The 22,894-nt window shown below is 71.2% G+C and carries 27 protein-coding genes, 1 tRNA gene and 1 riboswitch; of the genes, 12 read left to right on the top strand and 16 right to left on the bottom strand.

Annotation, left to right across the window (positions count from 1 at the left end; translation table 11 throughout):
• The first annotated feature begins 26 nt into the window (after positions 1–26).
• From MYF83_RS01385 to MYF83_RS01375, 3 genes are all read left to right on the top strand, one after another.
• A complete protein-coding gene (locus MYF83_RS01385) occupies positions 27–923 on the top strand; it encodes a glycosyltransferase family 9 protein (RefSeq protein WP_248958267.1) in 897 nt (298 codons plus the stop codon).
• 174 nt (positions 924–1,097) lie between these two features.
• Entirely contained in the window at positions 1,098–1,352 is a 255-nt protein-coding gene (locus MYF83_RS01380) for a hypothetical protein (protein ID WP_248958266.1), read from the top strand.
• Positions 1,349–2,362 (top strand): SDR family oxidoreductase, encoded by a 1,014-nt coding sequence (locus MYF83_RS01375; protein WP_248958265.1) that lies wholly within the window; start codon positions 1,349–1,351, stop codon positions 2,360–2,362. The genes MYF83_RS01380 and MYF83_RS01375 overlap by 4 nt, the downstream gene beginning before the upstream one ends.
• Before the next feature lie 154 nt (positions 2,363–2,516).
• Here the strand turns inward: MYF83_RS01375 and MYF83_RS01370 are convergent, their stop codons facing one another.
• From MYF83_RS01370 to MYF83_RS01355, 4 genes are all read right to left on the bottom strand, one after another.
• Positions 2,517–2,780 carry a DUF4235 domain-containing protein gene (locus tag MYF83_RS01370; protein WP_248958264.1) on the bottom strand — a complete coding sequence of 88 codons (264 nt, stop codon included), beginning with the start codon at positions 2,778–2,780 and terminating at the stop codon, positions 2,517–2,519.
• A 2-nt stretch (positions 2,781–2,782) separates the two neighbouring features.
• Positions 2,783–3,175, bottom strand: a complete 393-nt coding sequence (locus MYF83_RS01365) for a hypothetical protein (RefSeq protein WP_248958263.1) — start codon at positions 3,173–3,175, stop codon at positions 2,783–2,785.
• A gap of 137 nt (positions 3,176–3,312) precedes the next feature.
• The gene (locus MYF83_RS01360) at positions 3,313–3,705 is read right to left on the bottom strand and encodes a ChaB family protein (RefSeq protein ID WP_248958262.1); all 393 of its coding nucleotides are present in this window, start codon (positions 3,703–3,705) and stop codon (positions 3,313–3,315) included.
• Positions 3,706–3,961: 256 nt separating this feature from the next.
• The gene (locus MYF83_RS01355; RefSeq protein WP_248958261.1) at positions 3,962–4,249 is read right to left on the bottom strand and encodes a DUF6458 family protein; all 288 of its coding nucleotides are present in this window, start codon (positions 4,247–4,249) and stop codon (positions 3,962–3,964) included.
• Between the two features lie 208 nt (positions 4,250–4,457).
• Between MYF83_RS01355 and MYF83_RS01350 the strand changes: the two genes are divergently transcribed.
• Together MYF83_RS01350 and MYF83_RS01345 are read left to right on the top strand one after the other, a co-directional pair.
• A complete protein-coding gene (locus MYF83_RS01350) occupies positions 4,458–5,171 on the top strand; it encodes an AzlC family ABC transporter permease (protein ID WP_248958260.1) in 714 nt (237 codons plus the stop codon).
• Positions 5,168–5,473: an AzlD domain-containing protein gene (locus tag MYF83_RS01345; protein WP_248958259.1), complete on the top strand. Its 306-nt coding sequence runs from the start codon at positions 5,168–5,170 to the stop codon at positions 5,471–5,473. The genes MYF83_RS01350 and MYF83_RS01345 overlap by 4 nt, the downstream gene beginning before the upstream one ends.
• An 82-nt stretch (positions 5,474–5,555) precedes the next feature.
• Here the strand turns inward: MYF83_RS01345 and MYF83_RS01340 are convergent, their stop codons facing one another.
• The 6 genes from MYF83_RS01340 to MYF83_RS01315 form a co-directional block, all read right to left on the bottom strand.
• On the bottom strand, positions 5,556–5,756 hold the full coding sequence (locus MYF83_RS01340) for a hypothetical protein (RefSeq protein WP_248958258.1): 201 nt from the start codon (positions 5,754–5,756) through the stop codon (positions 5,556–5,558).
• A gap of 48 nt (positions 5,757–5,804) precedes the next feature.
• Positions 5,805–6,275 (bottom strand): DUF6069 family protein, encoded by a 471-nt coding sequence (locus MYF83_RS01335; RefSeq protein ID WP_248958257.1) that lies wholly within the window; start codon positions 6,273–6,275, stop codon positions 5,805–5,807.
• A gap of 32 nt (positions 6,276–6,307) precedes the next feature.
• Complete coding sequence (locus MYF83_RS01330; RefSeq protein WP_248958256.1) at positions 6,308–7,063, bottom strand: VC0807 family protein; 756 nt, start codon at positions 7,061–7,063, stop codon at positions 6,308–6,310.
• On the bottom strand, positions 7,063–7,692 hold the full coding sequence (locus MYF83_RS01325) for a TetR/AcrR family transcriptional regulator (RefSeq protein WP_248958255.1): 630 nt from the start codon (positions 7,690–7,692) through the stop codon (positions 7,063–7,065). The genes MYF83_RS01330 and MYF83_RS01325 overlap by 1 nt, the downstream gene beginning before the upstream one ends.
• A 263-nt stretch (positions 7,693–7,955) precedes the next feature.
• Complete coding sequence (locus tag MYF83_RS01320; RefSeq protein WP_248958254.1) at positions 7,956–8,945, bottom strand: C40 family peptidase; 990 nt, start codon at positions 8,943–8,945, stop codon at positions 7,956–7,958.
• 137 nt (positions 8,946–9,082) lie between these two features.
• The gene (locus tag MYF83_RS01315) at positions 9,083–10,729 is read right to left on the bottom strand and encodes an ABC-F family ATP-binding cassette domain-containing protein (RefSeq protein ID WP_248958253.1); all 1,647 of its coding nucleotides are present in this window, start codon (positions 10,727–10,729) and stop codon (positions 9,083–9,085) included.
• 224 nt (positions 10,730–10,953) lie between these two features.
• On the opposite strand from MYF83_RS01315, the gene MYF83_RS01310 reads away from it, so the two are divergent.
• Together MYF83_RS01310 and MYF83_RS01305 are read left to right on the top strand one after the other, a co-directional pair.
• Complete coding sequence (locus tag MYF83_RS01310; protein WP_248958388.1) at positions 10,954–11,778, top strand: metallophosphoesterase family protein; 825 nt, start codon at positions 10,954–10,956, stop codon at positions 11,776–11,778.
• 142 nt (positions 11,779–11,920) lie between these two features.
• Positions 11,921–12,223: a putative quinol monooxygenase gene (locus tag MYF83_RS01305; protein WP_248958252.1), complete on the top strand. Its 303-nt coding sequence runs from the start codon at positions 11,921–11,923 to the stop codon at positions 12,221–12,223.
• Positions 12,224–12,320: 97 nt separating this feature from the next.
• On the opposite strand, the gene MYF83_RS01300 is transcribed toward MYF83_RS01305, so the two are convergent.
• The gene (locus MYF83_RS01300; RefSeq protein WP_248958251.1) at positions 12,321–13,370 is read right to left on the bottom strand and encodes an alpha/beta hydrolase; all 1,050 of its coding nucleotides are present in this window, start codon (positions 13,368–13,370) and stop codon (positions 12,321–12,323) included.
• Between the two features lie 170 nt (positions 13,371–13,540).
• Here MYF83_RS01300 and MYF83_RS01295 point away from each other — a divergent pair, with 170 nt between their 5' ends.
• The 4 genes from MYF83_RS01295 (at position 13,541) to MYF83_RS01280 (ending at position 18,240) form a co-directional block, all read left to right on the top strand.
• Positions 13,541–14,032 (top strand): hypothetical protein, encoded by a 492-nt coding sequence (locus MYF83_RS01295; RefSeq protein WP_248958250.1) that lies wholly within the window; start codon positions 13,541–13,543, stop codon positions 14,030–14,032.
• On the top strand, positions 14,029–16,257 hold the full coding sequence (locus MYF83_RS01290) for a bifunctional polysaccharide deacetylase/glycosyltransferase family 2 protein (RefSeq protein WP_248958249.1): 2,229 nt from the start codon (positions 14,029–14,031) through the stop codon (positions 16,255–16,257). Before MYF83_RS01295 ends, MYF83_RS01290 begins: the two co-directional genes overlap by 4 nt.
• A 36-nt stretch (positions 16,258–16,293) precedes the next feature.
• A complete protein-coding gene (locus MYF83_RS01285; protein ID WP_248958248.1) occupies positions 16,294–17,157 on the top strand; it encodes an SAM-dependent methyltransferase in 864 nt (287 codons plus the stop codon).
• A gap of 252 nt (positions 17,158–17,409) precedes the next feature.
• Positions 17,410–18,240, top strand: a complete 831-nt coding sequence (locus MYF83_RS01280) for a hypothetical protein (RefSeq protein ID WP_248958247.1) — start codon at positions 17,410–17,412, stop codon at positions 18,238–18,240.
• Positions 18,241–18,348: 108 nt separating this feature from the next.
• Here MYF83_RS01280 and MYF83_RS01275 read toward each other — a convergent pair.
• From MYF83_RS01275 to MYF83_RS01260, 4 genes are all read right to left on the bottom strand, one after another.
• Positions 18,349–18,425, bottom strand: a tRNA-Lys gene (locus tag MYF83_RS01275).
• A gap of 253 nt (positions 18,426–18,678) precedes the next feature.
• Positions 18,679–19,251: a hypothetical protein gene (locus MYF83_RS01270; protein ID WP_248958246.1), complete on the bottom strand. Its 573-nt coding sequence runs from the start codon at positions 19,249–19,251 to the stop codon at positions 18,679–18,681.
• A 336-nt stretch (positions 19,252–19,587) separates the two neighbouring features.
• A riboswitch (cyclic di-AMP (ydaO/yuaA leader) is annotated at positions 19,588–19,726 on the bottom strand.
• Positions 19,727–20,493: 767 nt separating this feature from the next.
• Complete coding sequence (locus MYF83_RS01265; protein WP_248958245.1) at positions 20,494–20,892, bottom strand: OsmC family protein; 399 nt, start codon at positions 20,890–20,892, stop codon at positions 20,494–20,496.
• Positions 20,893–20,922: 30 nt separating this feature from the next.
• On the bottom strand, positions 20,923–21,198 hold the full coding sequence (locus MYF83_RS01260; RefSeq protein ID WP_248958244.1) for a hypothetical protein: 276 nt from the start codon (positions 21,196–21,198) through the stop codon (positions 20,923–20,925).
• 222 nt (positions 21,199–21,420) lie between these two features.
• On the opposite strand from MYF83_RS01260, the gene MYF83_RS01255 reads away from it, so the two are divergent.
• The gene (locus tag MYF83_RS01255) at positions 21,421–21,798 is read left to right on the top strand and encodes a phage holin family protein (RefSeq protein ID WP_248958243.1); all 378 of its coding nucleotides are present in this window, start codon (positions 21,421–21,423) and stop codon (positions 21,796–21,798) included.
• Here MYF83_RS01255 and MYF83_RS01250 read toward each other — a convergent pair.
• Positions 21,785–22,807, bottom strand: a complete 1,023-nt coding sequence (locus MYF83_RS01250) for a LacI family DNA-binding transcriptional regulator (protein ID WP_248958242.1) — start codon at positions 22,805–22,807, stop codon at positions 21,785–21,787. The genes MYF83_RS01255 and MYF83_RS01250 overlap by 14 nt on opposite strands.
• Positions 22,808–22,894: the final 87 nt, after the last annotated feature.

Below are 22,894 nucleotides of genomic sequence, written 5' to 3'. Positions count from 1 at the left end.
GGCGTCGTGAACCGGGCGCCGGGACGATGACCATCGCCCTGGTGCTGCGCGCGCTCGGTGTCGGCGGGCTGCTCACCGCCGTGCCGGCGCTGCGCGCGCTGCGCCGTGGAGGGCTGAACGTCGTGCTCGCCGCGCCCGCGGAGCTGAGGGATCTGGCCCTGCTGACCGGCGCGGTGGAGGGGCTGGTCCCGATCACCGGCCTGGAGGGGCTCGCCTGGAGCGCGCGCAGGCCCGACGTGGCCGTCAACATGCACGGTCCCGGGCCGAGGAGCCACCACCTGCTGATGGACCTGCGGCCGCGGCGGCTGTGGGCCTTCGCCGATCCGTCCTTCCCCCGGCTGAAGGGTCCCCGCTGGAATGAGCACGAGCACGAGGTCGAGCGGTGGTGCAGGCTCGTCCGCTGGTACGGCTCGCGCGTGGACCCGGCCGACCTGGCGCTTCCCGTGCCGCTGATCCAGAATCCCGCCCCGGGAGCGGTGGTGCTCCATCCGGGCGCCAGGGACGCGGCGCGGCGCTGGCCACCCGAGCGGTTCGCCGAGGTGGCGAGGGCCATGGAGGCCGAGGGGCTGCGGGTCGTCGTCACGGGAAGCCGGCACGAGCGCCCTCTGGCGCTGCTGGTCGCGGCTCAGGCCGGGCTGGCCCCGCACCGCGTCCTGGCCGGGCGCACGTCCATGCGGCAGCAGTGCGCCCTGGTGGCCGGCGCCCGCCTGGTGGTGAGCGCGAACACCGGGGTGGCCCATCTCGCGACGGCGTATGGGATCCCCTCGGTGGTCGTCTTCGGGCCGGACTCGCCCGCGCGGTGGGGGCCTCCCGCGGACCGCCCGTGGCACCGGGCTCTCGCCCAGGGCGCCGACGCCAGGGCGGTGACCGTGGAGGACGTCGTGTCCGCGAGCCGGGAGGTCATCTCCGTACCGGCCCGCTGACGACGGCGCGAGGTTTGGAGGCGCCCGCCCACGGTAGCTGGAACTGGTCGGTGACCGGCAGCAGGAGGGATATGACGTGCTCGATCGAGCGGCTCCCGTCGCCGGGTGGAAGGAGTGCACATGACGTCGGATCTGTCGGGTATGGGGAATGTCCACCGGAAAGGGGGGCCGGCGATGAGTGAAACTCCAGAGCAGCGGTCCGAGACGGGCAAACCGATGGTGACGGCGACGCCCCGCGACGTCATCCACATACGTCTGGCGTCGTTCGTGCTCTTCCTGGCGGTGGCGCTCGGCGTGCTGGCCCTGGTCGCCAAGGCCACGGTGCTGGTCGTCGTCCTCGCCGTGGTCGCCGTGGTCGCCGTCGTCGACATCCTGCTCGCCGTCCGGCGCCAGCGCCGTCTCGGCGGCGGCCCGAGCTCCACCGGATGAAAGGGCACGACGTGCTGAAGGACAAGGTCGTAGTAGTGACCGGCGCCAGTGGCGGCGTCGGGCGCGCGGTCGTGCGGATGCTCGGCGACCAGGGGGCCAAGGTCGCCCTCATCGCGCGTGGAGAGACCGGCCTCGCGACCGCCGCCACCGAGGTCGGCGGCGAGGGCGGGACGGCGAAGGTCTTCCCGGCCGACGTGGCCGACCACGAGCAGGTGGAGGCCGCGGCCGACGCGATCGAGCAGGATCTCGGCCCCATCGACGTGTGGATCAACGTGGCCTTCTCCTCGGTCTTCGCGCCGTTCACGGAGGTCGAGCCGGCCGAGTACGAGCGGACCACGGCGGTCACCTACCTCGGTTACGTGTGGGGCACCCGAGCCGCCCTGCGCAGGATGCGCCCGCGGAACAGGGGCGTCATCGTGCAGACCGGCTCCGCCCTCGCCTACCGCGGGATCCCGCTCCAGTCGGCCTACTGCGGCGCCAAGCACGCCATCAAGGGGTTCACCGAGGCGGTCCGCACCGAGTTGCTCGACGAGGGCAGCGACGTCAAGATCACCATGGTCCAGTTGCCGGCGGTGAACACGCCGCAGTTCGACTGGGTGCTCTCGCGGCTGCGCCGCCATCCGCAGCCCGTGCCTCCGATCTTCCAGCCGGAGGTCGCCGCCCAGGCGATCGTGTACGCGGCCGAGCATCCCGCGCGGCGCGAGTACTGGGTCGGCGGCAGCACCGTGGCCACGATCATCGGTGAGCGGCTCGCCCCCGGCCTGATCGACCGCTATCTCGGTATGACGGGCGTCAAGTCCCAGCAGACCGACGAGAAGCCGCCCACCGGGGTGGCCAACCTGTGGGAACCCGCCGACGGGCACCGCGACTACGGCGCCCACGGCGGCTTCGACGCGCGTTCGAAGGACCGGAGCATCCAGGTGTGGCTCTCGCAACATCGCGCCCTGGTCCTGGCGGGGGTCGGCGGCGCCGCGGCCGCCGCCGTCGCCGCGCTCGCCGCTCGCCGCTGAGAGCCGCGACGGCCAGGGCCGGAACGGCTCGCGACGGCCAGGGCCAGGACGGCTGAGGGCCGACACTCAGGAAGACCTAGGACACCGGAAAGGCGTGAGGGGCGGATCCGCTCCTCACGCCTTCGCTTGTTCTCGCTTTGTCCGGGTCGCGCCGCTACTTACCGGGCCACTCGCCTGTCGCGTTCTGGACGCCTTCGGCGCTCGCCCGGTCGATCGCGGCCTTCACCAGCCCGAAGATGGCTCCCTGGACGGCGGCGGCGAGCAGGACCTCGCCCCAGCCGTACTCCTTGGAGGTGGCCTGGGGGGCGTCGCCCTTGCCGGCCAGCAGCTTCCAGACCTGCTTGAAGATCAAGCTGGACAGGAGGCCGCCGGCCATGCCGGAAAGCGCGCCCACCGACCTGTAGGCAAGCTTCTTCACGTCTACTTCTTCCTTCGCAGCATCCGCCAGAGCACCAGGATCCCGGCGGCCACGGCGGCGGTCGCCCACGGCCGGTTCTTGGCCTGCGTGACGACCTTGTCGGCGGCGTCCTTCACCTCGTCGGGCAGGTTGGCCCGCGCCTTGTCGGCGAGGTCCCCGGCCTTGCCGGCCAGCTCGCTCGTCTTGGCCTTGCCGACCAGCTCGTTGGCCTTGTCGCCGGCCTTCACCGCGAGCTCCCCGGCCTTGTCCCCCGCCTTGGCGGCGAGGTCCCCGGCCTTGTCACCGGCTTTGGAAGCCAGTACTCCGGCCTTGTCGCCGGCCTTGACCGCGAGATCGCTGGCGCTCTTCTTGACGTCGGTCAGGGCGTCCTGCGCACGCCCGGTGGTATCCGTCATCGTGTCCTCCTTTGCCGTGGACCACCCGCTACCCGTGAGGCAAGGGCTCTAACGGGTTTTTCACGGCCATAGGAGGGCTGAGCGGGCGTCTGACCGGCTGAGCGGGCGTCTGACCGGGTGAGCGGGCGTCGACGGGCTCAGCGGGCCTTCGCGGTGGCCCTGCGGTTGGCCTTCTGGATGGCCTCGACCAGTTGCTCCTTGTCCATCTTGGAGCGGCCGGGGATGCCCAGGCGGGACGCCACCTCGGCCAGATGCTTCTTACTGGCGTTCGCGTCGACGCCTTCCGCCGTCTTTCCCGCCTTGGGGGTGCTGCGCGCGGCCTGGGCGTCGGAGGGGCCCTTCTTGGCCTTCGGCTCCCAGTGGTCGCCGATCTTCTCGAACGAGTGCTTCAGCGCGGAGAACGCGGTGCGGTGGGCCCGTTCGCCCTCTCCGTACGTCTCCACGGCCGAATCATGCGCCTTGATCCAGGTTTCCTGGGCCTTCTTCGGCGAGCGCTCGATGGTCGACGGCAGTTCCTGCTTTCCGGGCATGGCTTGTTCCCTCCTTCTCGACTCGCCGGACCCGCTCGCTGGGAACCGGCGATGGCGCGTGTCCGTCGTGCGAGAGCGGGCCCGGGTACGGCGAAGACGCACCGTTACCTTCCCGGCGGCGCGATCTTCTGTCGCGGGCCGCGGAAGCTTTGGACAGCCTGGCGCGCCCGTAGACCAGGTCATGACTTTTCAGGACATGCCTGCTCCCGGGCGGCCCGCCGCGGTCCCGCCTCCGTCCCGTCCGGCCGCGCCGGAATCAGATCAGCGGGTCGTCGTAACGACGCTCCTCGTACACCTGGGTCCGCGTGCTGTCCACCGGGGTCACCGGGTTGACCGGGGTGACCGGGCTCACGGGGGTCGTCCGGGTGACGGCCGTGCGGCGCACGTTCGTCAGCCGCCAGATCCCGAACAGCAGCCCGGCGATGCCACCGAGCATAAGGATCACGCCGACGACGTTGATGTCGACGCCCGCGAGATCGAACTCGACGGCCCAGGTCAGGATGGCACCGAGCATGATCAGGAAAATGCTTCCGGCTAGGGTCATGGAAGAGCCTCCTTCGCTTCTCGCCACCTCTTCTTTCCCCCACACGAGTCTCAAACGTCGGCCGGTGCGTCACGGTCCGCCCCGCCGGCCACGCCCGCACGTAAGGACTACTCCACTGGAAGCCACCGGCCTGAACGCCCCGCACCCCGAGCGTCCGTCCACCGGCCACGGTGCCCCTGACCCGCGTTGGCGGGCGACCCGGGCGTCGGTGCTCCGCGACGCCGGCGGCATCGCCCTCACCAGCGGCGCCTACGCCGTCTCCTGCGGCGCGATCTGCACGGCCGCCGGGCTGTCGCTCGCGCAGACCCTCGCGCTCTCCCTGCTGATGTTCACCGGCGCGTCCCAGTTCGCGATCGCCGGAGTCATCGGCGCCGGCGGGAACCCCTTCGCCGGAGCCGCCGTGGCCGTCCTGCTCGGCGCCCGCAACGCCCTGTACGGCCTGCGCCTGGCGTCGTTGCTCCAGGTCAGGGGGGCGCGCAAGGCGGTGGCGGCGCAGCTCGTGATCGACGAGAGCACGGCGATGGCCGTCGGCCGCGAATCCGGACGGGCCGGACGGCTCGGGTTCTGGGCGACGGGCATCGCCATTTACGTGCTGTGGAGCCTCGGCAACCTGGTCGGCGCCCTCGGGGCGCGGTTCCTGCCCGATCCGGAGGTGCTCGGCATGGACGTCGCCGCGCCCGCCGCCTTCCTCGCCCTGCTGGCGCCCCGCATGCGCGGCCGAGGGCCGTGGGCCGCGGCCGCGGCGGCCGCCGTGACCGCCCTCGTCGCGGTCCCGCTGCTGCCCGCGGGCGTCCCGGTCCTTCTCGCGGGGCTGGTCGTCGCGGTCCTGGCACTGCGCCTGCCCGCGCGCCCGCCCACGGGCGGGGAGGACCCCGGGGACCGGGCGAACGCCGGCACCACCGCCGAGGAGGGGATCCGATGATCTGGTACGCCGTGATCGCCGCGTGCGTGGGCTGCTATCTCTTCAAGCTGGCCGGGCTGTCGGTGCCGGACCGCATTCTGCGGGACGGCCGTACGCGCCGGATCGCGGCGCTGCTGCCGGTGGGCCTGCTGGTGGCCCTCATCGCCACCCAGACCTTCTCCCAGGGGAACCACCTCACCCTGGACGCGCGTGCCGCCGGGCTGGGCGCGGCCGTGATCGCGCTGCTGTTCCGCGCGCCGTTCCTCGTGGTCGTGGCGGTGGCCGTCGCGACCACCGCCCTGATCCGTCTGTTCCTAAGCTGACGCCCCGCGCCGGTGCTCCTTCCGCGCACCGGGTCTCGTTCAGTCCTGCCGATGACCTACGGCAGACGGCGCCGAGGCGACCTCAGTCACCGCCGTTGCGCCGCGCGTTCTTCTTGGCGATGCCCTGGACGACCGCCTCGACGTGGGGCTCGCACACAGGGTCACGCGAACGCCGGCCGGAGAACCAGTTGGTCTCGATCACGTAGTCGGCTGGATATCCACATAGGCAGGTTCCGGGGTTCTCCGGATCCACCGGTACTACCGCTGTGCGCTGCGTAACCATGAGTCGAGCGTAACCTGGGTAATGGCTGTGCTTCTCCAAAAATCCCGCTTATCCGGAGAATGCGGACGCCGCCCGGCCGTCGGCCCGGCGGCGGGCCGCCGGCAGCACTCCGATCAGCACCGCGCCCACGGCCAGGTGCATGCAGAGCAGCGCGATTTTGGCCGCCGCCGTGACGCCGGACGCGAGCGGCCCGGCCAGCGACAGCACCAGGACGACGAGGGCCACGACGGTCCAGGTGGACGTCCCTCGCCGCGTCAGCCGCTCCAGCAAGGCCAGCAGCGCCCATCCGGCCAGGCCGGCCAGCACGCTCGTGATCACGACCGCCGCCGGGCCCACCCGGTCGACCGCGCCGGCCGTGCCATTGAGGCGGACGGCCAGGTCGACGCCCGCCACGGGATCGGCGACGGCCCACACCGCCAGCCCCGCGACGGCCGCGCCCGCCACCGCCAGGGCGCGAATCGCGCGCCGGGATCCGCCGGCCGTCTCGGCCGGTGTCGTCGTCGCCGTTGTCGGCTGCATGATGGACCTCCTGTGTGGGTCGTGTGGGTCGCTCAGCCCGGGATCGGATGAGACCCGGGGGTGGAACCGGTGGCGCCGGCGGCGGATCCGCCGTCGGACGCCGCGTACTCGTACAGCCGGGAGTAGGGGTTGTAGAGGCCCGCCGGCACGAGGTACAGGTTGGTGACGACCTGCATGGCGATGAGGAACACGAAGTACTGCGCGATGTTCAGGCCGGGGATGACGTCGAGCGGCAGCGCGTACGCGATGTACACCCGGAAGGCGGCGTCCAGCAGGAACCCCACGCCCCAGATGACCGTGCACACCCGCCACAACCGGGCGAACCGCGGCGCGCGTACCCACAGGACGTCCCATGACGGCCTGCCCGGCCCCACCCGGCCCTCCAGCAGGGCGCGCGCGAAGGGCAGCGTCAGCGGGTGGTCGCCACGCGCGCTGAGCAGCATCCACACCCCGGTGACCACCGTCAGCCAGCCGTCCCTGGCGAAGATGAACCGCGGGCTGCCGCTCAGCAGCGAGACCGCCGCGCTTCCCAGCATCATCACGGTCATGAAGACGGCCACGCCGTCCGGCCTGCGCCCGCGGGCGATGTCGGCGACGGCGCTGATCCCCGGCACCAGCGAGCTGACCAGCGCGGCCACCTGGTAGCCCGCGCCCGACGCGCGCAGGACGTAGTAGAGGCCGACGGGGATGGCCAGGTCGAGCACGAGCACCAGCCCCTGGCGGCGCCGCCGGGACCGCGCGGCCAGGTGGCCCGCGGGTGCGGCCGCCTCCTCCCCGGAGGCGGCCATCACGTCCCGCCCGCGCGGGTGGCCAGGCCGAACAGCGTGGCGAGCTCCGCCGCGTCCGCCTGGACGTCCCGGTCGGGGTCGGCCTCCAGCAGGAAGGGCAGGCCGTCGATGGCACGCTGCACGGCCTGCGCCATCACCCGGGTGTCGAACTCCCGGAACTCGCCCGCACCCTGCCCCCACCGCAGGATCTCCTCGATCGGCGCGAGGACCCCCAGATCGGTGGCGGCGTCGTAGGAACGCGTGCCGCCCTCGCCGCGGAAGTTCAGGAAGATCTCCATGAGCGCCCTCATCTGCGCGCGGTGCGTCGCGATGTAGCCGACGAGCGCCTCGATGTAGGTGCGCAGCGCGGCTCGCGCCGTGGACTGCGCGCTGACGCGCTCGTGCATGTGCCGGCCGATGTCGCCGTGGAGCTGGGTGACCACCTGCAGGATCAGCTCCTCCTTGCCCGCGAAGTGGTAGGAGATCAGGCGCGTGCTGCTCAGCCCGGCCCGCTCGGCGATGCGCGCGAAGGAGGCCTGGTTGTACCCCAGCTCGGCGATCGCGGTGATCGCGGCCTGCACGATCTGCGCGCGACGGGCCTCCCCGGCGAACGTGCTCTTCCGGGGCGACGGCTCCTGACTTACTTGCATGAGTAATAAATACCTCAGCCAAGTAACTTTCGCAAAGTGCACCCGCGGCGGCGCGGGCCCGGCCGACCCGGTGTACGGCTTCGTCACCCCGGCCTCCGGCCAGTGGTGGCCCGCCATGACCCTCGACCGGGCACGGAACGCGGTCCCGCGCCGACACGCTCCTGCTCTGCGTCCCCTGAGATCCAGACGGCTGCGCGTGGCCCGCGTCCCCGGGGACACCAGGACGGCCGCCCCCGTGCCGGGCCCGGCTGAGATGGCCGGGGTCAGGGGCGGACGGCTCCCATCAGGCGGCCGCGCCAGTAGGCGTCCATCGCGACCACCTTCACCACGTCGCCGGTGTGCGGGGCGTGCACCATCTTGCCGTCGCCCGCGTAGATGCCCATGTGCCCGAGGCCGTTGCTGAACAGCAGGTCACCAGGTTGCAGATCGTCGAGGGAGACCCGGCGCGAGGCGCCCCACGCCCACTGCTGGTAGGTGGTGCGCGGCAGCTTGACCCCGGCCTTCCCCCACGACGCCTGGGCGAACCCGGAGCAGTCGTAGGCGCCCGGCCCGGTCGCGCCCCAGCGGTACGGCTTGCCGATCTGCGCGTAGGCGAACTGCAGGGCCACCTTGGCGTTCCCCGACGCCGGACCGTCGTACCGGACGCCCCGGCTGTTGGGGTTGCCCGCGTTGAACTGGTTGAGCCGCCGCAGCAGGCGTTCCTGCTCGCCGACGAGCTTCTCCACCTTCTTCTTCTCCTGGCCGACATCGCCGAGGACCTCGGCCATGTCGTCGTAGGCGGCCTTGGCCTTGCCGCGCCGCGTCTGGAGCCCGCGCGTGGCGGCGTCGAACTCCTGTAGCGTGCGCGCCTGGCCCTCCGACACCTGGTCCCCCACGGCCAGCCCGGACAGCAGGCCCGCCGGGTCGTCCTGGGACATGACGCCGGGCACGCTCATCAACCCGCCGTACTGGTACATGCCGGCCGCCGCCGAGGCGACGTTCTCCCGCAGGCCGTCGACCTTGCCGCGCTCGCGGCTCAGCTCCTTGTCGAGCCGGTCGTACTTCTTCTTCGCGGCCTTGTACCGCTCGGTCGCGGTGTTGTAGCGCTCGACCATCGCGTCCGCCTGGTCCTGGAGCTTGGCGAGCCTGGCCTTGGCCTGGGCGACGGTGGGACGCGGCTCGGCGACGGCGCTCCCTTGGGACGCCAGCAGCACCGCGGCGGCCAGCCCTGCGGCCACCGGAACGAGCCCCTTCCGGACGCTACGCACGGGCACGAAGACCCCTCCCTGATCGACCTCACACCGTGTGACGGCCCGCCGCGACATCCGCGAGCCCGGGCACGGCAATTCGCACCAGCAGGTACGCGGGAGGGACGCCGCCGGTTCAGATCGATCGGAGAAGGGGCCCTTCCCTACGGCTGCGCGGTCTCGCGCACCTTTCCGGCGTCGACCCGGAGGTGACGCGTGGTGTGCACGGCCTTCAGCATCCGCCGGTCGTGGGTGACCAGGAGCAGGGTGCCGGGATAGGAGTCCAGAGCGGACTCCAGTTGCTCGATCGCCGCCAGGTCGAGGTGGTTGGTGGGCTCGTCCAGCACCAGGAGGTTCACCCCGCGCGCCTGGAGCAGCGCGAGCGCCGCCCGCGTGCGTTCACCGGGCGACAGGGTGGCGGCCGGCCGCAGCACGTGCGCCGCCCGCAGCCCGAACTTGGCCAGCAGCGTGCGCGCGTCGGCGGGCATCATGCCGGGCACGGCGGCGCCGAAGGCGTCCAGCAGAGGCTCGTCTCCGAAGAACGTCCCGCGCGCCTGGTCGATCTCGCCGACCACGACGCCCGGCCCGAGCGCGGCGTTCCCCTCGTCGAGCGGCGCCCGGCCGAGGATGGCGGCGAGCAGCGTCGACTTGCCCGACCCGTTGGCCCCGGTGATCGCGACCCGCTCGGCCCAGCCGATCTGCAGGTCGACCGGCCCGAGGACGAACGTGCCGCGGGTGACGACGGCGCCGCGCATGGTGGCGACGACCGCCCCGGCGCGGGGCGCGACGGCGATCTCCATGCGCAGCTCCCACTCCTTGCGGGGCTCCTCCACGACCTCCAGCCGCTCGATCATCCGCTCGGTCTGCCGGGCCTTCGCGGCCTGCTTCTCGCTCGCCTCGCTGCGGAACTTGCGGCCGATCTTGTCGTTGTCGGTCGCCTTGCGGCGGGCGTTCTTCACGCCCTTCTCCATCCAGGCCCGCTGGATGCCCGCCCTGGCCTGGAGGGCGGCCCTGGTGTCGGCGTACTCCTCGAACTCGTCGCGGGCGTGGCGGCGGGCGACCTCCCGCTCGGTCAGGTAGGCCTCGTAGCCACCGCCGTAGACGCGCACCTCCTGCTGGGCGAGGTCCAGCTCGACCACCTTGGTCACCGTCCTCGCGAGGAACTCGCGGTCGTGGCTGACCACCACGGTGCCCGCGCGCAGGCCGGTGACGAAGCGCTCGAGCCGGTCGAGCCCGTCCAGGTCGAGGTCGTTGGTGGGCTCGTCGAGCAGGAAGACGTCATAACGGCTGAGCAGCAGCGACGCCATGCCGGCCCGCGCCGCCTGGCCGCCGGACAGCGCCGTCATCGGCCGGTCGAGCTCGACGGCCAGGCCGAGCTCCGCCGCGACCTCCTCGGCCCGCTCCGGCAGGTCCGCTCCGCCGAGGGCGAGCCAGCGCTCCAGCCCCGCGGAGTAGGCGTCGTCGGCGCCCGGGCGGCCTTCCACCAGCCCTTCGGTGGCCGCGTCCAGGTCGCGCTGCGCGGCGGCGACGCCCGTACGCCGGGCCAGGAACGCGCCGACGGTCTCCCCCGGCCTGCGTTCGGGCTCCTGCGGGAGGTAGCCGACCGACGCCGTGGGCGGGCTCAGCTGGACGGTGCCCTGCTCGGGGGGTGTGAGGCCCGCGAGGATGCGGAGCAGCGTCGACTTGCCCGCGCCGTTCACGCCGACCAGGCCGATCACGTCCTCGGGGGCGACGACCAGTTCGAGCCCGGAGAACAGTGCCCTGTCACCGTGTCCGGCGGCGAGATCCTTGGCGACGATGGTGGCGCTCATGCCTGAACGCTATCCGGCCTCGGCGCCCGATCACACAACCGCGACCGCCCGGCCCGCCGGGACGGGGACGCCGCGCCCGGCCTGCCGAGGGGTACCGGACCCCCTGGCCGACCCCTACATCCCGGACGCGCCGGTGCGCGGGGGCGTCGCGGTCGTTCCCGCCCCGGCGGGCCCGCGGTTACGATCGCCCTGTGACGATCGGAGGCGCGGCCGGCGGCAGGCTGATGGCGATAAGCGACCTGCACGTCGCCTACTCCGAGAACCGCAAGATCGTCGAGGATCTCCGGCCGGAGTCCGACGGCGACTGGCTGATCATCGCCGGTGACGTCGGCGAGTTCGCCGCGGACATCGAGTGGGCCCTGACCGTGCTGAAGGAACGCTTCGCCACCGTCGTGTGGACGCCGGGCAACCACGAGCTCTGGACGCCGAAGGACGATCCGGTGCGGCTGCGCGGGGAGGAGCGCTACCGCTACCTGGTCGGCATGTGCCGGCGCATCGGGGTGCTCACCCCGGAGGACCCGTACGCGGTGTGGACCGGCCACGGCGGGCCGGTGACGATCGCGCCGCTGTTCGTGCTGTACGACTACAGCTTCCGGCCGCCGGGCACCACCAAGGAGGAGGCGCTCGCCTGGGCGCACGAGGCCGGCGTGGTGTGCACCGACGAGTTCATGCTGCACCCCGATCCTTACCCCAGCCGGGACGCCTGGTGCCGGGTCCGCCTGCGCGAGACCGTGCGCCACCTCGGCGCCCGTGACCCCGCCATCCCGACCGTCCTGGTCAACCACTTCCCGCTGGTACGGGAGCCGACCGACATCCTGCGCTACCCGCAGTTCGCGCAGTGGTGCGGCACGGTGGAGACCGCCGACTGGCATCTGCGCTACAACGCCGCGACCGTGATCTACGGCCATCTGCACATCCCGCGGACGACCTGGCACGACGGGGTGCGCTTCGAGGAGGTGTCCCTGGGCTACCCGCGCGAGCGGCACATGTACGGCCTGGACGGCATGGCGTCCCTCCGCCACGTCTTTCCCGACCTCGCGCCGGCCTGAGCCGCGCGCGAGTGCTTCCCGGTCCGGCCCCCGGATCCGGCCAAGGCAGGGTAACTTCCCCTTATGAGGCGTTCGTCCACATTTAAGGTCGGGTAGGGACTACTAGATCGGGATCGCGTCTCGGCGGGAGGAGGGATCACCGATGCTGACCGTCGGCCTGCTGGTACGCCTCCACGCGCGGCCCGGCAAAGAGGCGGAGATAGAGGACTTCCTGCGAGACGGCCTCAGCGTGGTAGAGGACGAGGTCGAGACCCCCACGTGGTTCGCGGTGCGCATCAACTGCGCGACCTTCGGCATCTTCGACGCCTTCACCGAGGACACCGGGCGGCAGGCGCACCTGTCCGGCAGGATCGCGGCGGCCCTCATGGAGAGATCGGACGAGCTGTTCGCCCGGCCGCCGACCATCGAGCGGGTCGAGGTGCTCGCCCACAAGCTCCCGGCCTGATCCGGCCGGAGGTCGCAGGGTCAGACGCGCCTGAGGTAGGCGGCCAGGGCACCCTGCTCCTTATCGGCGATGAACACGCTGCCCCGGCGGCCCGGCTTCACGCCCCTGACGCGCCTCCCGCCGGCTGGATGCGCTCGGCGAGCCAGGCCAGGGACTGCGGGTAGCGGTAGTCGATGGCGCCGTGCCCGGCGTCGAACAGCTCGAACCGGATGATCTCCTCCGGCACGCCGTGGGCGAGCAGCGCCTGCCGGAAGGCCTCCGCGCCGAGATCGAGGTTGAACTCGTCCCGCGTGCCGGCGTCGATCCACATCGCCCGCATCGAGCGCAGGGCGTCGGCGTACTTCGGCACCATGCGGACCGGGTCCCAGTCGAGCCAGCGCTGCCAGGCCTCCTCCCTGAGCACTCCAGTGCGCGGGTCGAAGGGAAGCTCGGGGGTGCCGTCCGGCGCGGGCGAGAACGCCGCGGAGCAGCCGAAGACGCCCAGCAGCGGGCCGTCCGCCGGGTCGACGAAGGGCGTGCGCGACCGGAAGGCCTCCCACCAGCGGCCGATGTCGCCGTCGAAGGGCCGCAGATGGCGCACGGCCTGGGAGAACTCCGGCAGATAGCAGTACTCGTAGAGGCTGTCGCCCGCGTGGGTCGCGAAGGCGCCGAACAGGTCGGGGCGGAGCATCGGCGTGATCATCGCGCCGAAGCCGCCGCTGGACTTGCCGGTGATCGCGCGATGGTCCCGAGCGGCGAGGGTGCGGTAGTGGGCGTCGACCCACGGCACGATCTCCTCGCACAGGTAGGAGTGGTAGGGACCGGTGCCCGGCGAGTCGACGAACTGGCTGCCGCCGTAGGTGGTCCACGCGTCCACGTAGACGACGACCACCGGCGGGGCCTCCTCGCGGGCGAACACCTGGTCGGCGGCCTCGGGGAACGGCAGGCGGAAGGGCGAGCGGTTGCGCCACATGGCCAGGTGACCGGTGTAACCCTGGATCACGTAGACGGAGGGGTACCGCCGGTCGGGCTCGTCGTCGTACCCCGGAGGGACGTACACCCACAGCGGACGCCGGTGCGGGTCGTCCAGGCGGTTCCCGCGCAGCAACTCGCTCTCGAACACGTGCTCGTCGATACGTCCGGCAAGGTCAGCCTGCCAGGGCAACATCGGCATCCTCCTTCGGCCCCCACATCCGTATCACGGATCCCCGGCCCGCCGCCTCCCCCCGCCGCCGGCATCGTGCGCCCCCATAACATCCCGATCGCAACAGGGATACCTGAGGTCACAAGCTTGGCAGACAGCATCAAGAGCGCACAAAGGTCACTACCATCTGCTCTGTGAGCGAAGCGCACTCCCCTGAGGACACCGCGGTGTTCGTCGACCACAGCGGCCGGCGCGCCAGGTTGCTGATGATCGTCGGCGTCCTCTCCGGCACGCTCCTGATCGCCTGCATGGCGATCCTGATCGGAGGGGCGTTCACGGGCACCTCCCTCACGGTCATCGGCTGGCCGGGGGACGGCCCCAAGTTCTCGCAGGTCCCCGCCGCCACCTCCTCCCGGTCCTCCTCTCCCCCGGCGCGGAGCCCGTCGGCGACCCCGGTAGTAGAGCGGCCGGTCCCGTCCGCCACGGCGCGCATTACTCCCCGGACCACGCCGTCCGCGCGCACGCCCACGCCCAGCCGCACGCCGAGGCAGGTGCCCAGCGGCACGGCCACTCCCACCCCGTCCGCGCCGGTCGACGAGCCGACCACGGAGGCTCCGCCGCCGCCCGGCAAGACCAAGCAGCCTCCCGGCCTGGACCCGAACAGAACGCAAGGCCCCAAGAAGTGAGCCGGCAGGCCACCGGCACGCGGGTCTGGCCGCCGCCTCCCGTCCATACCGAGCCTCTTCTCCAGGCGCCACCCCCTGTCCAGGCCCCCGATGAGCGTGCCGTACGGCGGTCGCCGCGCGCGGACCCGCGCGGGCACTGGTTCCTCGTCGTCGTGACGATGGTGCTGATCAGCGGCGCCCTGGTCTTCAACGGATACGTCCACGGCGTCACCGGAGAGACGCAGGAGGTCACTCCCGCGCCGGCCGAGCCGTCGTCCGACCTTCAGCGCGTCTGGGAGGGCGGCCCGGTGCTCAACCTGACCGGCCCCAGACCCGACAGCGCCCGGCTGCCGGCCCGCACGGTGGCGCTCACCTTCGACGACGGCCCCGACCCCCGCTGGACGCCCCAGCTGCTGGACGTCCTGAAGCGGCACGGCGCCAAGGCGACCTTCTTCGCGGTCGGCGCGAGGATCGCGGAGAACCCCGCGCTGGCCCGGCGGATCGTCGCCGAGGGTCACGAGATCGGCGACCACACCTACGCGCACGCCGACCTGTCGGCGCTCCCCGAATGGCGGCTGCGGCTGGAGGTGTCGCTCACCCAGAAGGTGCTGGCCGGCGCCACCGGCCTGCACACCAGGCTGGTACGCCCGCCGTACTCCTCACAGCCCGACGCCGTCACCGAGCCGCAGCTGCGAGCGCTGCGCACCCTCGGCGCGGAGGGATACCTGGTGGCGCTCACCGACCTGGACACCAAGGACTGGTCCAGACCCGGCACCGAACGGATCCTCCGAGCCGCCCTGCCACAGCGCGGCAAGGGCGCCGTGGTCATGATGCACGACTCCGGCGGCGACCGCGGCCAGACGGTCGCCGCCGTCGACCGGCTGCTCACCATGCTCTCCGAGCGGCACTACCGGGTCACCACGCTGACCTCGGCACTCGGCATGCCCTCGGCACACTCACCCGCCGGCCGGACCGACCGCCTGATCGGAGTCGGGCTGGGCTTCGCCCAGCGCGCCTCGGCCGCGTTCGCGACGGTGATGGCGTGGGTGCTCGCCGTCGCCGGGGTGCTCACGCTGTCCCGGCTGCTGTTCTTCCTCGTCCTGGCGTGGGTCCACGTGCAACGCGCGCGGGGCGGCAGGCGCCGGGTGGGCAGGGCTCCGGCGTGGCCCTTCCCACCGCCGGTGACCGTGATCGTGCCCGCCTACAACGAGGCGGCCGGGATCGAGGCGACCGTGCGCTCCCTCGTGACGACCGACTACCCCGGCGTCGTCGAGGTGATCGTCGTGGACGACGGTTCCGCCGACGGCACCGCGGCGATCGCGGCGAGCCTCGGGCTGCCGGGGGTACAGGTGATCAGGCGGCCGAACGGCGGCAAGCCCGCCGCCCTGAACACCGGCATCGCGCACGCCTCCCACGACATCCTGATCATGGTGGACGGCGACACGGTCTTCGAACCCGCGACCATCGGCCACCTGGTGCGGCCGCTCGCCGATCCCGCGGTCGGCGCGGTCAGCGGCAACACCAAGGTCGGCAACCGGCGGGGCATGATCGGCCGCTGGCAGCACATCGAGTACGTCATCGGATTCAACCTTGATCGCCGCGCGTTCGACCTGCTCGGCTGCATGCCCACGGTGCCGGGCGCGATCGGCGCCTTCCGGCGTTCGGCGCTGGCCTCGGTGTCGGGGGTCAGCACCGACACGCTCGCCGAGGACACCGACCTGACCATGGCGATGTGCCGGGCCGGATGGCGGATCGTGTACGAGGAGAACGCGCTGGCGTGGACCGAGGCGCCGACATCGCTGCGGCAGTTGTGGCGCCAGCGCTACCGCTGGTGCTACGGCACGCTGCAGGCGATGTGGAAGCACCGGCGCGCCGTCGTGGAGCCCGGACCGTTCGGGCGCCGATGCCTGGGCTACCTGACCCTGTTCCAGGTGGTGCTTCCGCTGGTCGCCCCGGTCGTGGACATCATGGCCGTCTACAGCCTGGCGGTCGGCGATCCGCTTCCCGTGGTGGCGGTCTGGGCGGGATTCGTGCTGGTCCAGGCGTTCACCGGATGGTACGCGCTGCGGCTGGACCGTGAGCGCGCCTCGGTGCTGTGGGTGCTGCCACTGCAGCAGTTCGTCTACCGGCAGTTGATGTACCTCGTCGTCATCCAGTCGGTGGCGACCGCGGCGCTCGGGGTGCGGCTGCGCTGGCAGACGATCCGCAGAGAAGGCACCTTCGCCAGCCCGGCGCCGCGAGCGTAACCTCCCAGCAGAACCGAACGAGCCAGGAGACCTCTCATGTCCGAGGACCCGACCACCCCGAACCCCTTACCCGAACCGGGCGAACCGGCGCACTCGCCGGAAGGCGTGGAGAGGCCGGTGGCGCAGATCAACTCCTCCGTGCCGCACTCGGCCCGCATCTGGAACTACCTGCTGGGCGGGAAGGACAACTACCCCGTCGACCGCCAGGCGGGTGACAAGGTCCGCGAGGTCTTTCCCGGCATGGTCGACATGACCCGCCACTCCCGGTACATGCTCGCGCGCACCGTACGCTTCCTGGCCGGTGAAGCGGGCGTCCGCCAGTTCTTGGACATCGGCACCGGCCTGCCCACCGTCGACAACACCCACGAGGTCGCCCAGCGGGTGGCCCCGGAGTCGCGCATCGTCTACGTGGACAACGATCCCCTGGTGCTCGTGCACGCCCAGGCGCTGCTCACCAGCACCCCCGAGGGTGCCACCGACTACATCGAGGCGGACGTGCGCGACCCCGGCCTCATCCTGCGGGCGGCCGCCAAGACGCTGGACCTCACCCGCCCCACGGCGCTCATGCTGATGGGGATCCTCGGCCTGGTCGCCGACTACGACGAGGCGCGTGCGATCGTGAACCGGCTGATGGACGCTCTGCCCTCCGGCAGCTACCTGGCGCTCTACGACGGAGCCGACACCGACCCGTCGTACGTCGAGGCCCTGCGACGCCACAACTCCGGACCCGGCGTCGTCCCCTACACTCCCCGCAGCCTCGAGCAGATCGCCGGCTACTTCGACGGCCTGGCGCTGGTGGACCCCGGCGTCGTACCCGTCACCCAGTGGCGTCCGGAGCCCAGCCCGTGGGGCGACCCTCCCCAGGTGTCCTGCGCGGGCGGCGTGGCCCGCAAGCCCTAGCGATCCCGCGCGGCCGCCACCGGCGACGGGCGGGCCGGCCGGTCAATGTTGACGACCTCGAGCACGCCGGGGACGAGACGGATCTCCGCGCGTCCTCCCGGATGGTTGTAGGCGACGGCGTTGGCGACCAGGTTCCTGACGAGGTGGCAGAGACCCGGATGCGCTTCTGTCTCGATGGCGGCGTGGTGACAACCGAACGCCTTGACGCCCCGTCTGTCCTATTGCCCCCATCTGCCGCGACAGGAGTCTCCCTTGCGCGTCCGCCCGGTCTCATCCGCCGTCCTCCTGGCCGCCGGCCTGGTCCTCCTCTGCCCGCCGGCCGGCGCCGCGGTCCCCCCGGGACGGCAGGTCTCGGTCGTCGCCACCGACATCGTCGAGTACCGGTGCACCACCACCGGCGTGACCCTGAAGCAGGACATCAAGGTCCGGGTGGAGCTGACGATGCCGGTCAGCGCCACGCCGGATCAGCAGATGACCATCGGCTGGCAGGGCTCCTACGCCGACGGCACCACGTTGAAGGCGCCCAGCACGGGCCTGGCCGTCGGCACCAAGCTGTACGCGTACGCGTCCATCAGCGGGATGCCCGGGCTGACCTCCGCCACCGGAGTGGGGACGCTCGACGCGGTGGAGGCGGGCGAGACCATCCCGCTGCCCGCGGCTCAGGTCGACCTGAAGACGACCGCGTCGGACTCGGGCACGGCGGTGGTGAAGCCCGCCGCCATCAATTTCGGGACCCTCCCCACCGCGCCGTCGATCCAGTGCGAGGTACAGAACCCGGACGACCTGACGACCTTCCCCCTCACGATCGGCACGGGCGCCTCGACGACCAGCCCGACGCCGACCATCAGTCCGACCCCGACGATCAGGAGCCCGAGGCCCACCCACACCGTCATGGAGACCGTGACCGCGTCCCCGCCGCATGCGAACGGCAAGGTGACCAGGACCCCGGCAGGCGCCGCCGAGACCGGAGGCGGCGGCACGGCCGGCCCCGACGGCCGGATCTTCGTCCTGGTCGGCCTCCTGCTCATCCTCGCCGCCGTCACCGGACTCGCCCTGCGCCGCCCCACACCCGGCCGCGAATGACCGTGGGCGTGGAGGTCCCGCCAGTGCCCGGAACGATCTCAACGGGCCGGAAACGACTGTGGGCACCCTCCCCGGTGGGGAGAATGCCCAGGTCATCGGTATGAACCGTGGTGCGCCGCCAGGGACTCGAACCCCGGACCCGCTGATTAAGAGTCAGCTGCTCTAACCAACTGAGCTAGCGGCGCGTGACTACGGTGACTTTAGCAGTCCTGGCGAAGCTGCGCACATCGGCGGCGGCGATGCGGCGCGCCCGCTACCAGGAAGGCGCTGGGACGCCCGGACGGTGTCGTTCAGGCGTCCCGCAGAGATGTACGGAGTCGGCGGACCAGTGCGGGCCTTGCTCGGACAGCAGGTGGGTGCGGACCCGCTCGAACGGCAGAGAGTGCGAGCCTGTTCGGAAGGCGGGAGCGCGGACCGCTGGAGAGGCCGGCGTTCTGGTCAGTCGCCGAGGGAGGCGAGGGCCACGGGGGGCTTGGCGGGGTTCTTGTCGTAGACGCCCCAGGCTCCGGCGGAGAACGGCACGGGCCGGTTCTTCTTGCCGGGACCGCTGCCCCACTTGGTGATGACGTAGTCGACCTTGATGTGGCCGGCGTCGAAGCCGGTCACCATCAGGGAGGTGTCGCTGAAGTTGCCGCCGGTCAGCTCCGCGAAGGTCTTGCCGTCGATGTCCAGCATGACGCCGCTCTCGGAGGGGATGCCGGGGCCGCGGTCACCGATGAAGAACGGCGCCTTCTTGCCCTTGTAGATCACATATCCCTCGGTGCCGAGCGGCCAGCTGGGGCTGGCGAACAGGCCCTTCTGCATCGGCTTGCCGATGGCCGGAAGACCCGTGTCACCCATGCGACCCGAAGAGTCGTCCCAGAAGTAGGAGGCCTTGGTGGAGCCCTTCAGCAGGATCGGCTCCACGAGGCGCGTCTTGTCGGTCCCGGTGGGCTTGATGGAGGCCTGCGCGGTGGCGCACGTTCCGACGGTTGCGCCGCACATCAGGGCGGCACCGATGATGCTCGACATGATGCGGCATTTGGGGGTTGTGAAGAAAGAAGGCATGGGAGGTTAGGATCTTTCATCAGAAGACAAGGGGACCCGAGCTCCGAATTCGTCAAGGGGGTTCGGTGCCGGGAGTGGAAAGCGTCTTCTCAGAGACTGAGGCAGCATGATGAGGCAGGGTCTGCCGCTGCGCGAGCGCTTTCTTACGTAGGTCGGGTTGGGGTGGCGTGAGCCACCACGTCGCAAAGGGCGAACGAATCGCCCGGTCGACGGCTGCTACCAGCCGACTTGTCCGCCGCTTCTGACGGCGAGATCCGGGTTTAGGGTTGCCCGGGGGACGGAGTGGGGTGGTCCACTCGGGTCTCCTCTCCACTGACGTCTACCGGGTTAGCTGACGGGTTCGGACGTGGAGTCGCCCTACCGCTCGCGCGGATTCACCCCAATGAGACTTGGGTCCCCGGTTCCCTTGGGCTAGGTAGGCCCTCGAGATTCGACGCTAGGGCGGCGGCCTTCTGGCTGAAGACCAGGTCACCGCCCTGTTCTGGGATAGACGTTACCCATCAAGTCAGGACAAAGCAAACGAAATCTCTACAAAGCATTATAAGATCTACCTTCTGGGCATGAACCCCCCTAGATCGGGCATTCAACCCTTCATGCCTGCGCCAGCGTACGGGCCGCTCGGAGCACTGATGTGACGTGTGTGACCTGTGGTGAAAATGGGAGTTCGGCAGCGAGTCAAATGTCCTGATGACCGGGGAGTACGGCAAAGCCCGGTGGGGTTCCGGAAAGAGGTGGCACCCCCGGCGGGGAGATGTCCTGTCCTGCGCGGGGGCGCGACCGCAGAACAGAGGCGCGACTGCGGGCCTTCATGGTCCAGGGCCGCCCCGGGTCAGCGGCAGGCCAGAGAACAGTGGCCATGCGGGAAGAGGGCGAGAGGGCGAGGGGGTGGAGGATCGAGCGGGCCCGAGCCGGGGGTGGACATGAATCGGGGCCGGACAGTCCCCCGCCTGTCCGGCCCCGACTCTTCACGGTCCAGCGCCGATGCCTTCCCCCAAACGCATCGGGCGGTCCCGCTGTACGGACGCGGTCCCCCACCGCGTCCTTATGGTGAAAAGCTGCGTCGCGCCCATCCCGGACGCTGGTCGCATCCCCCTTGACCTGCCTTAACACTACATACCGGGGCCTGAGGTGCTCGTCATCCCAAGGTATAGATTCGGTCTAAGTCGCGGGCATGACCGGTACGCGCCAGGAGCCTGGCCGCAGCGGCTATTCGGGCAGTTCGACCCTGACCTCGGTGCCCTTCTGGAGGGACCGGCTGACCGTGCAGTGCCGCTCGTGCACGCGGTGCGCCACGGCGCGGAAGACCTCGTCCGCCTCGGGATCGCCCTCGGGCAGCTCGACGTCGTAGGTGATCGTGATCGGTCCGAGCAGCGTGGGCTCGATCTTCTCCGCCTCGACCGTCATCGCGAGCCGCACGAGCCGGTGGCCGCGCTGGGCGGTGAGCGGCTCGACGGTCACGATGTTGCAGCCGCCCACCGCGGCGAGCAGCAGCTCGACCGGGGTGAACGCGCCTTCCTCGTCGCCGCTGCCCATAGTGACCACCGCCCCGCGCGCGTTACGCGCCACGAAGCCGTTCTCAGTACGCTCCACATTCACCGATGCCATGCCTGGAGCCTAGAAGCAGGCGGCGGACGTCTAGGCGTCGGGGTGCTTGGACAGGTAGGCGACGTAGACCGGCCGCAGCGCCTCGCCGAGCTCGCCCTCACCGGAGGCCATCGCGTCGCTGAGCAGCGCCGACACCCGGCTCAGGTCGTTCGCCGTCTCGTCCGCGTGGCCGCTGGCGGCCTCCGCCGCCGGGATCACCTTGAGCAGATCCCACAGGAAGCCGAAGTCACCGTGCGTCACCGCATAGTGCACCGCCCTGTCGTGCAGCTCCCTGGGCGACAGCGACTGCAGCTCATCCTGGTCCATTCGGGCTCACCCCCCTTTAGCCCCTTTTCCCCGCGATCACGGGGATATGCACATCGGGCAGACCGAGTGATCACCTTGCCGCCGGCCCGTCCGCGGACGATGGATGCGTCCCCCATCAAGCGAACACCCTCAGATCCGTCGATCTTTCACCGGCCCCGAAACCGCGTGCGCCAGGTCTTCAGCCCCTACCGCTCTCCGGCAACTGATGCGAACATCAAGGGTGTGAAGATCATTATCAAGATCCTTATTGTCGCGGGCGCGCTCTGGGCCGCCACGCGCCTGATCCCGGGGATCACCGTCTCCGGAGACACCACGGCGCGTACCGCCGGCACGCTGGTCGCCGTCGCGCTCATATTCGGCATCGTCAACGCCGTGCTCAAGCCGATCATCAAGACGTTCGGGTGCGCCTTCTACGCGCTCACGCTGGGCCTGTTCGCCCTGGTGGTGAACGCCCTGCTGCTGTTGCTCACGAGCTGGATCGCCGAGCAGCTCGACCTGCCGTTCCACGTGAGCGGTTTCTGGGCCGCCTTCCTCGGGGCCATTCTCGTGGGTGTGATCACCTGGCTCCTGGACAGGCTGCTGGGGCTCAACGAGGACTGACGCCGACCTGGCCGACGGAGCCCCGCTCGCGCAGTTCGGGCGCCTGGATGATCCTGCGCCTGCGGTTATGCCCCTCCGCCGCCGCGACGACCAGCCGGACGGCCGCCCGCACGATGCCGTCGATGTCCCAGTTGACGGTGGTCAGGCCTGGGGTGAGCAGCCCTGACATCGGGTGGTCGTCGTATCCCATGATCGAGATGTCGCCGGGCACCCGCAGGTCCAGCTCGGAGGCCGCCGCGTACACGCCGTAGGCGATGGAGTCGGAGAAGCAGAAGGCCGCGCCCGGACGGGAGTCGCTCGCGAGCAGCTCGCGGACCGCCTTGGTGGTGGCGGCGAGGCCGTGCGGCGCGGTCACGACCTCGATGTCCAGCCCCAGGCGTTCGGCCTCGGCGGTCACGTGGACGTCGGCGGGCCGGTCGGGGGTGCTCGGCCGCGTCGAGGTCAGGACGGCGATGTGGCGGTGGCCCTTCCCCCGGAGGTACTCCAGGGCCAGCGTGACCCCCTTGCGGTTGTCGAAGACGACCTCGCCCGCCGACCGCGCCCCGAGGAGCCCGTCGCCGATGGCGACCACCGGAAGGCTCTCGGCGAGCTGCGCCCAGAACTGCGCGGCCGGGTCGACCGGCTGCACGATCAACCCGTCCACCCGTTGGTCGCGGAGCTGGAGCGCCAGCGCGCGTTCCCGGGCGGGGTCGCCGGCGGCGTCGAGGATCAACGCGTACCGGTCCTTGTCGCGCAGGGCGCGCCCGAGCCCGATCGCGAGCGACTGCTGCCAGAGGTCCTCCAGCGAGCCGCACAGCACTCCGATCATGCCGGTGCGCCCGCTGGCGAGAGCACGGGCGATCGGATCGGCCTCGTAGCCGAGTTCGGCCGCGGCCTGGCGGACCCGCTCGATGGTCTCCTCTGAGACCTGCATACCTCGCAGCGCGTAGGAGACCGCCGCCGGTGACAGGCCGGTCGCCTGCGCCACCTCGCGGATCGTCGCCCGTTTACGTGGCTGGGAGCGCGGCATCACGCCAGCTTATGCCGAATCCCCGTCGGGCGAGGGGCCGCCGTCGTCTCGACCGGCGGACGGATGGTTGACGTGAGCCTAGTGAAG

It is taken from the genome of Sphaerisporangium perillae (assembly GCF_023276435.1).
Classification (GTDB): Bacteria; Actinomycetota; Actinomycetes; order Streptosporangiales; family Streptosporangiaceae; genus Sphaerisporangium; species Sphaerisporangium perillae.
This window is presented reverse-complemented; position numbering and strand designations above follow the sequence as displayed.

What these genes read in the sequence shown, in the direction of transcription:
- MYF83_RS01385 (WP_248958267.1), top strand. Translation starts at nt 27, where the DNA reads ATGACCATCGCCCTGGTGCTGCGCGCGCTCGGTGTCGGCGGGCTGCTC.
- MYF83_RS01380 (WP_248958266.1), top strand. Translation starts at nt 1,098, where the DNA reads ATGAGTGAAACTCCAGAGCAGCGGTCCGAGACGGGCAAACCGATGGTG.
- MYF83_RS01375 (WP_248958265.1), top strand. Translation starts at nt 1,349, where the DNA reads ATGAAAGGGCACGACGTGCTGAAGGACAAGGTCGTAGTAGTGACCGGC.
- MYF83_RS01365 (WP_248958263.1), bottom strand. Translation starts at nt 3,175, where the DNA reads ATGACGGATACCACCGGGCGTGCGCAGGACGCCCTGACCGACGTCAAG.
- MYF83_RS01360 (WP_248958262.1), bottom strand. Translation starts at nt 3,705, where the DNA reads ATGCCCGGAAAGCAGGAACTGCCGTCGACCATCGAGCGCTCGCCGAAG.
- MYF83_RS01355 (WP_248958261.1), bottom strand. Translation starts at nt 4,249, where the DNA reads ATGACCCTAGCCGGAAGCATTTTCCTGATCATGCTCGGTGCCATCCTG.
- MYF83_RS01345 (WP_248958259.1), top strand. Translation starts at nt 5,168, where the DNA reads ATGATCTGGTACGCCGTGATCGCCGCGTGCGTGGGCTGCTATCTCTTC.
- MYF83_RS01340 (WP_248958258.1), bottom strand. Translation starts at nt 5,756, where the DNA reads ATGGTTACGCAGCGCACAGCGGTAGTACCGGTGGATCCGGAGAACCCC.
- MYF83_RS01335 (WP_248958257.1), bottom strand. Translation starts at nt 6,275, where the DNA reads ATGCAGCCGACAACGGCGACGACGACACCGGCCGAGACGGCCGGCGGA.
- MYF83_RS01330 (WP_248958256.1), bottom strand. Translation starts at nt 7,063, where the DNA reads ATGGCCGCCTCCGGGGAGGAGGCGGCCGCACCCGCGGGCCACCTGGCC.
- MYF83_RS01325 (WP_248958255.1), bottom strand. Translation starts at nt 7,692, where the DNA reads ATGCAAGTAAGTCAGGAGCCGTCGCCCCGGAAGAGCACGTTCGCCGGG.
- MYF83_RS01315 (WP_248958253.1), bottom strand. Translation starts at nt 10,729, where the DNA reads ATGAGCGCCACCATCGTCGCCAAGGATCTCGCCGCCGGACACGGTGAC.
- MYF83_RS01310 (WP_248958388.1), top strand. Translation starts at nt 10,954, where the DNA reads ATGGCGATAAGCGACCTGCACGTCGCCTACTCCGAGAACCGCAAGATC.
- MYF83_RS01305 (WP_248958252.1), top strand. Translation starts at nt 11,921, where the DNA reads ATGCTGACCGTCGGCCTGCTGGTACGCCTCCACGCGCGGCCCGGCAAA.
- MYF83_RS01300 (WP_248958251.1), bottom strand. Translation starts at nt 13,370, where the DNA reads ATGTTGCCCTGGCAGGCTGACCTTGCCGGACGTATCGACGAGCACGTG.
- MYF83_RS01285 (WP_248958248.1), top strand. Translation starts at nt 16,294, where the DNA reads ATGTCCGAGGACCCGACCACCCCGAACCCCTTACCCGAACCGGGCGAA.
- MYF83_RS01270 (WP_248958246.1), bottom strand. Translation starts at nt 19,251, where the DNA reads ATGTCGAGCATCATCGGTGCCGCCCTGATGTGCGGCGCAACCGTCGGA.
- MYF83_RS01265 (WP_248958245.1), bottom strand. Translation starts at nt 20,892, where the DNA reads ATGGCATCGGTGAATGTGGAGCGTACTGAGAACGGCTTCGTGGCGCGT.
- MYF83_RS01260 (WP_248958244.1), bottom strand. Translation starts at nt 21,198, where the DNA reads ATGGACCAGGATGAGCTGCAGTCGCTGTCGCCCAGGGAGCTGCACGAC.
- MYF83_RS01250 (WP_248958242.1), bottom strand. Translation starts at nt 22,807, where the DNA reads ATGCCGCGCTCCCAGCCACGTAAACGGGCGACGATCCGCGAGGTGGCG.